Source organism: Oceanisphaera submarina (assembly GCF_046521305.1).
GTDB classification, from domain to species: Bacteria; Pseudomonadota; Gammaproteobacteria; order Enterobacterales; family Aeromonadaceae; genus Oceanimonas; species Oceanimonas submarina.
In genome coordinates, this window is the sequence record NZ_JBKGFN010000012.1 from 46,272 (window position 1) to 58,504 (window position 12,233).

The following is a 12,233-nucleotide window of genomic DNA, read 5'->3' on the forward strand; positions in this document are numbered from 1 at the left end:
AACGAGGGCTCTTTTGGAGCCCTCGTTATCTCTGTTTCAGAAATGCTTGGCGGGGGTCGAACAGCTCACCACCCGGCAGGGTTGGTCGCTGTTGTTGCGAAAACGGTGCGGTTGGGTGGTGGAGAAGTAATAACTGTCGCCTTCCTGCAGCACCCGTACCTGACCGCCGACGTTCAACTCCACCTCGCCTTCTATTACCACCCCCGCTTCTTCGCCCCGATAGGCCATCATGTCATGGCCGGTATCGGCACCGGGAGGATAGGTCTCGATAATAAAGGACATGGCGCGGTTCTTGCGATTAGAACCCACCAGCTTCAGCGACAGGTTACCCGAACCCACATCCTGCAGCTCGTCGGCGGCATAGAAAATCTGATCGGTATTCTGCAAATCCAGGGTAAAGAACTCCCCCACCGTCATGGGGATGCCATCGAGAATTTTCTTCAGCGAACTGACCGAGGGGCTGACCTTGCCCTGCTCAATCAACGACAGGCTGGAATGAGTCACACCGGTGCGCTTGGCCAGCTCCCGCTGGGAAATATTACGCAGTGTACGCACCGCCTTCAGCCGGACACCCACATCGCTGGACATATCATCACTACCTTGTTGTTCCGCAGTCGTCATATCGTTACGCCAATAAGAAAAGGGGGGATTTTGTGCGCCTCGCATTCTACAGCAAGGTCAAATAATCCGTAAGTGAATGGCTGTCACGGACTGCCGCAGACAAGGCCGTCATGACAGCCCAGCCAGCAATACCGGGACGAGGCATAGCAAAGACAAAAAAACACATAAAATCAATGGATAACATCCGGCTGGAGAGGAAAATACTGATAAAAACGGAAGCGCGGATAGAGATTAGTGCCAGCTTTCTATCGGGAATGCAGACACATAAATCAGATTTGGTTTATGTGTTGGTTAAAGTGATGGGTTCGAGTTTTATCGGCAAAATATAGCACTGATTATTCAGGTGGTAATCAGCAACTCCATAAAGGCTTCTACCGGCATGGGTTTGTGGTATTTGAACCCCTGCAGATAATTGCAGCCCTGATGCTGCAGCCAGGCTTCCTGTTCACTGTTTTCCACCCCCTCGGCTATCACTTCCACGCCCAACCCCCTGGCCATCCCCAGGATGGACAGGGTAATGGCGCAGTCATCCGCATCCTGTGGCAGGTCCTGGATGAAAGAGCGATCGATTTTCAGCTTGGTGAACGGCAAATTCTTGAGTCGCAGCAATGAAGAGTAACCGGTACCAAAATCGTCGATGGACAACTTGATACCCATGCGCACCAGCTCTTCGAGGGTTTGCCTCAGAACCGTCGAGTTCCCCTTGATGGCATCCTCGATCACTTCCAACTCCAGCTGAGCGCCAAGTACCTGATAACGCTGCAGCCTTTCCCAAACCTTATCCGCCAGCAGGGGATCCATGATGGAGTCGGAAGAGAGGTTCACCGCCACCGGAGGCATCGGCAACTCCTGTTCACGAGCCCGCTGTATATCCCGACATACCCGTTCCAGCACCCAGAGATCCAGACTGCCGATCAGCCCCGTATCGTAAGCCAGAGGCAGAAATTCCGCCGGTGACATGAAGCCCTGGGTCTCATGCTGCCAGCGCACCAGGGCTTCGGCGCTAACCACCGAATGGCCATCGGCGGACATGATCGGCTGATACACCACGCTCAGCCCATCGGTGGCAATGGCTTCGGTCAGCTGGCTTTCCAGCTGAAAACGCGCCTTGGCGGTGGTAGAGATAGCCTGATTGAAATACTGAGCTTGGCGCCGGCCACAATCCTTGGCGTGATACATGGCCGACTCGCTGTGGCTCAGCAGGGTTGATACATCACCACCATCATAGGGATACATAGCAACACCAATACTGGTACTGACCTGAACGTTCTGCTCTCCTACCCTGATGTTCCTGTTGACCATGTCCAGAATGGAGGTGACCGCCTCGCGCATCGCGTTCACATCCTCCTGGAAACGGTAGATCATGGCAAATTCATCCCCTGCCACCCGCGCCACCATGTCCTTGCCCGGCAGCAGCATGCCTCGCAATCTCGCCGCCACCTCGCTCACTACCGCGTCCCCCGTCTGCTGACCCATGCCGTTATTGATGGCATTGAGCCGGTCGATATCGATCCATAACAGGGCAAAGGGCTGCTGCGGGTTACGTTCAATCAGCTGCTGGATTTGATTGCGCAGCGCGCGCAGGTTCAGCAGACCGGTAAAATCATCATGATGAGTAATGTAGTCCAGCTCTTTACGGCTGCTCAACCAGGCTTCGTGGGTGTTGATGAGGCTGATGGTATCGGCGACGGCCGCCACGCAGGCGATATCGGCCAGACTCCACTGCCGAGCTTGCCGGTGTTCCAGGCAGATAACACCATGCAAGCGATTGCCATCAAAAATAGGCGCATCCAGCATGGACACCACGGGCTGCTCTGCATTCGGATAACACGGATGAAAGGAGCGGGTACGGGGATCGATGCGTACATCTTCGGCACAGATAATTTCGGCGGTATCCAGCGCAGAAAAATAGGCTTCGTGCTGGTTCCGGCTCAGGCTGATATCATGATTCTGGTCACCCTGGGCCCCGGGATAAAACAGCTCACGGTCAAGATGGTTACCACAGAGGCTAAGCGTCCAGAGGCTGACATTGTCGACCTCCAGCAGCTCTCCACAGAAACCACACAAGGCTTCCAGCTTCTTGCGCTTGCTCTTCCCTGTGAAACCCTGGCCATTTAACAACTGCGTCAGGGCCTTGTGATAACCGAAAAAGCGCTGAATTTGTTCCACAGTTCATCCGTTAACTATTGCGTTTTATCTATAATGACAAACCCATTTGAACCTGTCCATTCACTTGCCGGTTACGTGATTAAAACAAAGAGCCAACACGGGTTTTCAAGCGGTTTCAGCCTGCGTCCACTTGTTGATTGAGCGGTCAGAGTCTGTCCGTATCGCGTATTACTCTTCGCGTACTATGGTCACCTGACTGAAGCCCAGTTTGCGAAAGTATTCTTCCCGAAAGTCCTTCATGGTTTTGCGGTCGTTGCGGCTGACATTGGCCACCTGGCTTTCCATCCGGTGAAATTCGGTCAGATCCACCCCTTCCGCCGTTGCGATGGCGTCATAAACGCTGTGGTGCTTGTCATTGGCAAAACCGATTTCTTTTTGCTGCTTGAGATAGTGATAACTGATACGAAAAGCCATGGTGGTATTCCCCGGAAAAACGCCATTGTCGCCGCAACCGCCATACCGACTCAAGTCCTCCCTGCGAAGACAGATTCCCATTCCTCATCCGGCAGCGCATAATCGGGTCATGAAACGAACGGACTCTTTTCCCGCTTCCTATGCGATCCGCAAGCGAAGCCCGCTCATCCTGCTGTTGCTGGGCATGGCCCTACTCGCCTTCACGCTGTATAACACGGCGTACATGCAGGCCATGGAACGGATCCGCGAGCAGGCCGATGCCAATCTCAGCCGCTATATCGTCAGCCTGCAGCATCAGCTCGACCGGCACCGGGATCTGCCCCGCCTGCTGGCCAGCCAACAGCAGTTGATCCACCTGCTAGAAAACCCCGGCAATGTCCAGAGCATCGAGACCGCCAATCGTTACCTGGCCCGAGTCAATGACACCATGGGCGCGACCGACAGCTATGTGCTCGGCACCGACGGCATCACCCTGGCTGCCAGCAACTGGGGGCAGCACCACTCCTTTATAGGCAACGACTACAGCTTCCGACCCTATTTTCAGCAGGCCATGGAAGGCGGTGCCGGTCGCTATTTCGCCCTGGGCAATACCTCCCGGGTACGCGGCTATTTCTTTTCCTACCCGGTGTTCCGGTCTGCTCAGATCATTGGGGTTGTCGTGGTGAAGGTCGATCTGGAGGATATAGAAGAAGACTGGAGCGATCCCTTGCAAGATATTCTTGTCATGGATGAAGACGGCGTGATATTCATTTCCACCCGGACCAACTGGCGCTTTCGCACCCTCGGTTACTTACCGGAGATCGGCAGGAGCACCCTCAGACAGTCCTACGGCAATCATGAGCCGAACCCCCGACAGGGCCTGCCACCGGCCAGCCCGCTGGCAAGTTGGCTCACCGAAATGGATATTGCCCGTATCACCGCCAGCCGCCGTTACGGCCAGGCCCCGCTACTGCCACTCGACATCATTCGCCGGGAAGTCACCGAACAGGGTGATCTGCTGCTGACCCTGTTCGATACCCCGGCCACCACGTCCGACCGGCAATCCGGCCGAGCCGGTCATTATCTGCTGCAAAGCCGTCTACTGCCCAACGCCAGCATGCGGGTAGCGGTGCTGGCCAGTCTGCGTCCCTTGCAGATCAGCATCTTCAAGACCCTAGCCCTGGGCCTGACTTTCTATCTCATTCTGGCGGCCCTGATACTGTTCTTCAGTGCCCGCCACCGGATGAAACAGCAACATCAGGCCGAACTGCAACAGGCACACGAAGCCCTGGAACTAAGGGTTAAGCTGCGTACCCGGGAGCTGACCGATGCCAACCAGCGCCTGCAGCAGGAAATAGAACAGCATCATCAGACCCAGAATCAGCTGATTCAGACCGCCAAACTGGCCGTGCTCGGCCAGTTGTCCGCCGGCATCAACCATGAACTCAGCCAACCGCTCACCGCCATCCGCCATTTCGCCGACAACGGCCGCAAGCTGCTCACCCGGGGCAGGACCGAGCGGGTGGGCACCAACCTGGAAGAAATTGCCGGACTCGCCGACCGCATGGCTTCCATTCTGCAGCCACTCAGGGAGTTCACCCGCCAGCATCAGGGGCCCGGACAAGGAGTCAATCTCCAGCATCTGCGCCAGGGAGTCATGGTGATCATGAGCGGTCAGCTGGAACAGCAACGGGCCAGCATCACCTGGCCTGAGGGGCTGGAGAAGATCTGGGTCGCCGGCGGCATGGGCCGGCTGGAGCAGGTACTGGTCAATCTGATCAGCAATGCCCTGCAGGCCATGGCCGAACAACCAAATCCCCGGATCGAGATCACCCTCGGCAGCAGCCCCCAGTGGGTGTGGCTGAGCGTACATGACCATGGGCCAGGCCTGAGCCCCGACGCCCTTGCTCATGTATTCGAGCCTTTTTACACCACCAAACCGACCGGTATGGGGTTGGGGCTGTCTATTTCCCACCGTATCGTCCACAGCCTTAACGGCAGACTCGAGGCCGCCAATCACCCACAGGGCGGCGCCCTGTTCACCCTGACCCTGCCGTCACTTTCACCTCGGGAGCCTTCATGAATCATGACATTACCGTCATCCTGGTCGATGACGATCCCCATGTCCGCCTGTCGGCCGGGCAAACCCTGGAGCTGGAAGACTACCAGGTGCTCGCACTGGCCGATGCTCGTCAGGCCCTGGCCCGGATCACCCCCGACTTTGCCGGCGTAGTGGTCACCGACATCAACATGCCGGGCATGAACGGGCTGGATCTGCTGCAACAGCTCAAACGGATGGATCCGGACATTCCGGTGATCCTGATCACCGGGTTCGGAGATATTTCGATGGCGGTCGGTGCCATCCGCAACGGCGCCTACGACTTCATCGAAAAACCCTTCTCCGCCGACCTGCTGCTCGATGTGGTACATCGTGCGCTGGAAAAACGTACCCTGACCCTGGAAAATCGCAAGCTACGTCAGGAACTGCAGGCCCAGAGCGCCCCCGGGCCGCGCATCATCGGCACCTCTTCCGCCATACTGCAACTGCGCCAGTTGATACTGACCGTGGCCGACACCCCGGCCGACGTGCTGCTGATGGGAGAAACCGGCACAGGGAAGGATTTGCTGGCCCGCTACATCCACGAACACAGCCCACGCCGGGAGCGCAACTTTGTGGCCATCAACTGTGGCGGTGTGCCCGAGACCCTGATCGAGTCGGAGCTGTTCGGTCACGAAAAGGGCGCCTTTACCGATGCCAGAGAGCGACGCATCGGCAAGCTCGAGCATGCCAACGGCGGCACCCTGTTCCTGGATGAAATTGAAAGCATGCCGATGAGCCTGCAGATCAAACTGCTGCGAGTGCTTGAAGAAAGAGCCATAGAACGGCTGGGATCCAATACCCTGATCCCGCTCGATCTGCGTATCATCGCCGCCACCAAAGCCGATCTTCGAGCACTGGCCGAACTCGGAGAGTTTCGCGAGGATCTCTATTACCGGCTTAACGTGGTACGCATCGACATTCCTCCCCTGCGGGCCCGCCGCCAGGACATTCCCATGCTGTTCCAGCATTTCGCCCTGCTCGCCTCCACCCTGTACGAGCGTGAAATTCCGCCGCTGTCGCCCGATCGTATACACAGGCTGATGAGCCACGACTGGCCCGGCAACGTGCGTGAGCTACGTAACCTGGCGGAGCGTTATGTGCTGCTCGGTGAAGCCTGTACCTTCGACTTCGACAACAGACCCATCACCGAGCCAGAGCCGGTGACTCGGGGGCTGGCCGCTCGGGTCGAACATTTCGAGAAGACTCTGATCCAGACCGAACTGGCCCGTCACGGCGGCTCCATCAAGGACACCCTGGAAAGTCTCCAGCTACCGCGCAAAACTCTGTACGACAAGATGAAAAAACACGGTTTGGACAAGAGTGACTACCGGGGAGAGCCGGACTAATGGGGGGATTTCCACCCACCGGCAGGCCCACTCCGGGCGCTGCTTTACACCCAGAGAACCCTCGTTTGCACCCGCTTTAGCGCCAATGGGTGGAAATCCCTCCTGGTCGGAGCCAAAACCGGCGGATTTCCACCCATTTTCTTTCTCCTGTCGTCTGCTTTTCTGCGGGTGACCCGTCGCCAGCCCCAGCCCCCGGGCCTCTGCTCCCGGCTCACCAAACCTGGCCTCATTTTTGCTACATGGCATTAACAACAACGCCATACGGTTATTCGTTCTCAGGATACACCGCGGCAGGGAAAGCCAACCGGCCCCAGGCCGGAGCAAATACAGAGGTCAAAATGTCAAACGACAAGCAACAACTCGACAGCCTGAGTCCCGACGAGCAAAACAAGCTCAAAGAACTGATGGAAAAAGATGCCAAGAGCGAGCGCAGGCTCGTGGGCCCCTGGGCCTGGTTGACGGCCGCCCTGGCCGCAACCATGGTAGCCATCTATTTTTACGGCGCCGGCGTCGCCGCCCTCAGCACCCAGTACCATCTCGGTATCTATGTGCTGATCACCTTCGTGCTGGTCTTTCTGTTATACCCCGCGGGTAGCCGGGCCGCTCATGGTGGCCTGTCGTTGATCAGCGCCACCCTGCTGGCGGTACTGGTCAGCTGCTTCCTGGTGTACGATTCCGCCACCGCCTTCTACCAGCAGCTGACATTGTTCCGGGAGACCTGGGACTACGACGGCCTCGGCATGGCACTGGAGCAGGATCTGGACAAGCTGCATTATGGCCTGTGGCTGATCCTGCCCTTCGCCGCCATCCTGCTGCCGCTGGATCAATGGCTGAACCGGCGTAATCACAACAGCCCGACCGCCAGCGATGTGATACTGGCCCTGATGACCGCCGGTACCGTGCTGTACTGGATCAGCCAGTTCGAACTGCTCAACTACCGAGCCGGGGCAGAAAACGAGGTCGACATGCTGGTCAGCATCGTCGGCCTGCTGCTGTCGCTGGAAATCTGCCGCCGGGTGCTGGGCTGGTCCATCACCCTGATTGGGGTAGCGATGATCGCCTTTGCGCTGTTCGGACCCTATCTGCCCGAGCTGCTGGCTCACCGGGGCTTCCGTTTCGAACGCCTGGCCACCGCCCTATTCCTGACCACCAACGGGGTATTCGGGGTTATGGCCAGCGTACTGGCGACCTATGTCATCCTGTTCATCTTCTTCGGTGCCTTCCTGCAGAAGTCCGGCGCCGGCAAGTTCTTCATCGATCTGCCGCTGGCCCTCGCCGGACATTCCACCGGCGGACCGGCCAAGGTAGCAGTGATCTCCTCCGCCCTGTTCGGCTCGGTGTCCGGTTCGGCCATCGCCAATACCGTGTCTTCCGGTGCCTTCACCATTCCGATGATGAAACGGGCCGGATTCAAGCCCCATGTGGCCGGTGCCATCGAGCCCGCCGCCTCCATCGGCGGCATGTTCCTGCCCCCCATCATGGGCGCGGGCGGCTTCCTGATGGCCGAACTGACCGGCACTCCCTATTCCACCATCATGATGCTGTCCATCGGCCCTGCCCTGCTCTACTTCCTGGCGGTGTACTGCATGGTGCACTTCGAAGCCAAGAAGCACGGCCTGGTAGGAATACAGGGCGAGGAAATCCCCCACTGGAAAACCGTGTTCAAGAGCGGCTGGTACTATGCCCTGCCACTGGTAATCATCACGGTACTGTTGCTCACCGGCCGCTCCGCCGGCAACTCGGCGTTCTGGGCGACGCTGTCGTGCATCGCGGTAAGCTGGGTCGACAAGGAAACCCGTATGGGGCCCAGGGAGATCTGGGATGCCATTCAGGTCGGCGCACGCAACACCCTGATCGTGGGCGCCACCATCGGCGTGATCGGCATCATCGTCGGCACCATTTCACTCACCGGCATGGGGCTAAAATTCTCGGATCTGATCATCTCCATGGCCGGTAACAGCCTGATGCTGGCGCTGATACTGGTGGCCATCGCCTCGCTGGTGCTGGGCATGGGTGTTCCGGTCACCGCCGCCTATCTGATCGTCGCCGTGCTGGCGGTACCCGCCCTCGGCGAATTCGGCGTCTCGGCCATTGCCGCCCACATGATTGTCTACTGGCTGTCCCAGGACTCCAACATCACCCCGCCGGTATGCGTGGCCGCCTATGCCGGCGCCGCCATCGCCGGCTCGGATCCCTGGAAGACCGGCTGGACCTCGTTCAAGTTCGCCAAGATGCTGTACGTGATGCCGCTGCTGTTCGCCTATGTACCGGCCATGCTGCTCGACGGCAGCGTGCTGGAAATCATCTCCGCCTTTGTGTCCGCCACCCTGGGTACCATCGCCTTCGGCGCCTTCGCCATGGGTTATCTGCGCCGCAAGACCCGGCTGTTTGAATGGCTGCTGCTGGGCGCCGCTACCCTGTTGCTGTACTGGCCGACGCTGATTTCCGACATCGGTGGCCTGACGCTGGTCTCCCTGGTGTGGTGGCTGCAGCGAGAAGGTGACTCCCCTCTGCCGGCCCGGCCCTCAAACGCTCATTAAGGATTGCCCATGATTCAGATAAAACTGATTGTGTGTGCCACCGACTTTTCCTCCGGCGCCGCCGGGGCGGCAGAGCTGACCAGCCACCTGGCCCGGATACACGACGCCCGACACAGGCGCGGTATCCCCGCGGGGGTGATGGACGCCTTCGTCAGGGAAGTCAACATCCTGGCAGTGACCGAAATGCATGATTTTGTGCAGCGCCTGTTCGGCCAGTTCCAGGGCAAACTGACTACCGAAGTGGTGATTAGCCCCGGCGCCGAGGCCGTCCTGTCCCAGACCGAAAAGCTGGGGGCCGCTCTCATCGGCAGCCATGGCCGTCACGGCCTGAAAAACTGCTGCTGGGCTCCACCACCGAGCGTGTCATTCATCAATCATCGATTCCGGTATTAACGGTCCCAGAACGCGGCTAAACGGCCGCTCCCTTCCCGAGGGAAGACAACGCGAAATACAACCATACAAAGGAAACAATCATGACACTGAATAAAATGTGCAAGCCTGCCAGGGCACTGACTTCCATCACCCTCGTGGCCGTGACCACACTGGGAATGGGCATAGCCCATGCCCAGACCGAACGCCTGGCATTTTCCGGCGGCCCGGACGGCGGTACCTTCCAGTATTTCTCCAATGGCATTGCCACCCGGCTGTCACGCACTATGAAAGGCATGGAAGTATCCAACATGGCCTCCGCCGGATCGGTGGAAAACCTGCGTCGAGTCAACTCCCGCGACGCCGACTTCGGTATCGTTTACTCCGGCGACATCTATCTGGGACTGAACGGCAAACTGACCAACGACACCCGCAAGTATCGCAATGTCCAGGCCATGTCCTATCTGTATGGCGCCCCGGCGCATCTGATCGTGCTGGACAATTCCGGTATTACCGATGTGGCCCAACTGGAAGGCAAGAACATCGCCGTGGGCCCCGCCGGCTCCGGGGCGGCCGCCTCCGCCCAGCGCTTCTTCGAAGGGGTAGGCTTGTGGGAAAAGATCACGCCACAGTACATCGGCTACAACCAGGGCGCTTCGGCACTGGGCGACCGCCAGATCGACGCCCTCTGGGTCTTTGCGGGCTTCCCCAATGCATCGGTGATCCAAGCCGCTTCCAGTAACAAAATCCGCCTGCTGCAGGTGAACGAAGCCGCCAAGAAGGGCACCCTGTTCAATGACCATCCCTACTACGCGCCGGTCACCATACCGGCGGGCACCTACCCGAACGTGGATTATGATGTGATAACCATTCAGGACTCCGCGCTGTGGGTCGCCGGGCGTCACTTGCCCGAAGAGAGGGTGCGCGACAGCCTGAATGAAATTTATTCGGAAGAGGGCCTGAAATTCATGTATTCCGTCTCCCAGGCGGCCAGTTCCATGACCATCGACGGCGGCACCATGGGGATAGTGACCCCGATGCATGACGGCGCCAAGACGTTCTGGACCGAGCAGGGAAACAGCCTGAGCGCCTCTCAGCAATAAGCCATATACGGCTTCGACACGCCGACCCCGCTCTTGTGCGGGGCTTTTTATATCCGACTGCACGACAGGCAGCACCGGGCGTCGAAATACGTTAAGATATTGTCATCATTAATGTTTATGGTGTAATTCCGGCCCGTGATCAGCGTTGAGCGTAAAGATGGCTTCGCCCTAAAAATATCCCGCATCCTGCGGGAGGCGACCGAGCACCGGCTGGATATTTACCTCTTTATTCCCGGCGAATTGGGGCTGAACACCAATGTGGTGCCGGAAGAAGAGTTTTACCACGGTGCCATTCACGTGCAGCGCACCTATTTCAGCGATCAGCCGCTGCTCCCGCTGGTGCACAGCCGCCTTGCCCGCCGGGGTAAACTCACCACAGAACAATATCGGCTCAGCCTCAGCCTTTACGCCTATCAGTATGTGGTGGGGCTGGAGCAGTCCTGCCACCAGCTGCGTAACGAAAAAAGCGGTGCCGGCCAGGAGGCGATAGAAGAGGTGATCGCCCTGGCCCAGGATATTCTGCGCCGTCTGCGCCGCAATGTGCCCACCGATCAGACCCTGCTCAAGTACTACGTCAATATCGACAACTATCTGTCCTGGTTTACCGAGCAGCGACTGTTGTCTCTGGTGGCCCACCTACCCCGCAACGGCGACTACAAGACCACCAAGTCACTGCTGCTGGAAATCTGTGATATCGAGCGTCGGCATCGCGTCACCCAACAATACAATTCAAGCCACACCACAGAGGCCCTGTCTCGTATTTCCAACAAGATGCGGCTGCTGCGCAGATTGATCGAATATCCGGTGACGCTCAAGGAGAAAACCCGGGAGCTGGGCGGCGGCGAGCAGAAGCTGCTCAAGGCGGGGGTCACCGCCGTGGTAATGACCTCGGTATCGCTGGCCGCCTACGAGGTACGCGAAACCCTGGGCGGCATATCGCTGATGGTGATCTTCGCCCTGGCCCTGCTCTATGCCCTGCGTGAACTGTTCAAGGATGACTTGCGCAACACCCTGTGGCGCTGGCTGCGCAAGGGTCGTCCCAAATGGCGACGACAGTATTTTGATGTGCACAGCAACCAGCTGGTGGGCCGTCAGCTGGAGTGGTTCGACTACCGCCGCCCCTCCCGGCTGAGCGAAGAAATCCTGGCGGCACGCCACGCCAACGTAAGCCAGCGGGAAGAGGTGGTCATGCACTACGGCAGCCACTCCCGCATGCTGCCTACCCGCTTCCTGAGTGGCTACGAACAGACCCGCGAGCTATTGCATCTGGATTTGAGTCTGCTGTCCAAGCTGATGGAAAAGGGCTCGCACCACGTTTATCAGCTCAAAGAAGGCCAGGTGTCCCGGCAGCCGGTGGAAAAACGCTATCTGATCAACCTGGTCACCCGTGAAATTCAGGGGCAGAAGCCGCCGGTCATCCAGCGCTGGAAGGTGGTAATGAGCCGATCCAAAATCGTGGAAATAGAGGAGATACCCCAGCGGAAAGCCGCCGGCTCTTCTCCGGGATCATAATTCACAATAAGGTATTCCCTTGCTCCGTTCCGGCCGAGAATGCAGGCCGGGTGGCTCAGGCATCGGTGCTCCGCCCACC

Annotated in this window: 9 protein-coding genes; 6 read left to right on the top strand and 3 right to left on the bottom strand. The window is 58.4% G+C overall.

The window, feature by feature from the left end; translation table 11 throughout:
- Positions 1-36: 36 nt before the first annotated feature.
- The 3 genes from ACLEIV_RS12410 to ACLEIV_RS12420 form a co-directional block, all read right to left on the bottom strand.
- Positions 37-621: a cupin domain-containing protein gene (locus tag ACLEIV_RS12410; RefSeq protein ID WP_410456954.1), complete on the bottom strand. Its 585-nt coding sequence runs from the start codon at positions 619-621 to the stop codon at positions 37-39.
- Between the two features lie 339 nt (positions 622-960).
- Positions 961-2,790: a sensor domain-containing phosphodiesterase gene (locus tag ACLEIV_RS12415; protein ID WP_410456955.1), complete on the bottom strand. Its 1,830-nt coding sequence runs from the start codon at positions 2,788-2,790 to the stop codon at positions 961-963.
- Positions 2,791-2,958: 168 nt separating this feature from the next.
- Positions 2,959-3,204 (bottom strand): DUF2960 domain-containing protein, encoded by a 246-nt coding sequence (locus ACLEIV_RS12420; protein WP_410456956.1) that lies wholly within the window; start codon positions 3,202-3,204, stop codon positions 2,959-2,961.
- Between the two features lie 109 nt (positions 3,205-3,313).
- Here ACLEIV_RS12420 and ACLEIV_RS12425 point away from each other — a divergent pair, with 109 nt between their 5' ends.
- The 6 genes from ACLEIV_RS12425 to ACLEIV_RS12450 all read left to right on the top strand — a co-directional run bounded on the left by ACLEIV_RS12425 (position 3,314) and on the right by ACLEIV_RS12450 (position 12,154).
- On the top strand, positions 3,314-5,266 hold the full coding sequence (locus ACLEIV_RS12425; RefSeq protein WP_410456957.1) for a sensor histidine kinase: 1,953 nt from the start codon (positions 3,314-3,316) through the stop codon (positions 5,264-5,266).
- Positions 5,263-6,630: a sigma-54-dependent transcriptional regulator gene (locus ACLEIV_RS12430; RefSeq protein WP_410456958.1), complete on the top strand. Its 1,368-nt coding sequence runs from the start codon at positions 5,263-5,265 to the stop codon at positions 6,628-6,630. Before ACLEIV_RS12425 ends, ACLEIV_RS12430 begins: the two co-directional genes overlap by 4 nt.
- Positions 6,631-6,968: 338 nt before the next feature.
- On the top strand, positions 6,969-9,170 hold the full coding sequence (locus ACLEIV_RS12435; RefSeq protein ID WP_410456959.1) for a TRAP transporter permease: 2,202 nt from the start codon (positions 6,969-6,971) through the stop codon (positions 9,168-9,170).
- Positions 9,171-9,511: 341 nt separating this feature from the next.
- Positions 9,512-9,583, top strand: coding sequence for a hypothetical protein (locus ACLEIV_RS12440; protein WP_410457030.1), 72 nt, complete (start codon positions 9,512-9,514; stop codon positions 9,581-9,583).
- Positions 9,584-9,643: 60 nt separating this feature from the next.
- The gene (locus tag ACLEIV_RS12445) at positions 9,644-10,642 is read left to right on the top strand and encodes a TAXI family TRAP transporter solute-binding subunit (RefSeq protein WP_410456960.1); all 999 of its coding nucleotides are present in this window, start codon (positions 9,644-9,646) and stop codon (positions 10,640-10,642) included.
- A 135-nt stretch (positions 10,643-10,777) separates the two neighbouring features.
- On the top strand, positions 10,778-12,154 hold the full coding sequence (locus tag ACLEIV_RS12450; RefSeq protein WP_410456961.1) for a hypothetical protein: 1,377 nt from the start codon (positions 10,778-10,780) through the stop codon (positions 12,152-12,154).
- Positions 12,155-12,233: the final 79 nt, after the last annotated feature.

What these genes read in the sequence shown, in the direction of transcription:
- ACLEIV_RS12410 (WP_410456954.1), bottom strand. Translation starts at nt 621, where the DNA reads ATGACGACTGCGGAACAACAAGGTAGTGATGATATGTCCAGCGATGTG.
- ACLEIV_RS12420 (WP_410456956.1), bottom strand. Translation starts at nt 3,204, where the DNA reads ATGGCTTTTCGTATCAGTTATCACTATCTCAAGCAGCAAAAAGAAATC.
- ACLEIV_RS12425 (WP_410456957.1), top strand. Translation starts at nt 3,314, where the DNA reads ATGAAACGAACGGACTCTTTTCCCGCTTCCTATGCGATCCGCAAGCGA.
- ACLEIV_RS12430 (WP_410456958.1), top strand. Translation starts at nt 5,263, where the DNA reads ATGAATCATGACATTACCGTCATCCTGGTCGATGACGATCCCCATGTC.
- ACLEIV_RS12435 (WP_410456959.1), top strand. Translation starts at nt 6,969, where the DNA reads ATGTCAAACGACAAGCAACAACTCGACAGCCTGAGTCCCGACGAGCAA.
- ACLEIV_RS12445 (WP_410456960.1), top strand. Translation starts at nt 9,644, where the DNA reads ATGACACTGAATAAAATGTGCAAGCCTGCCAGGGCACTGACTTCCATC.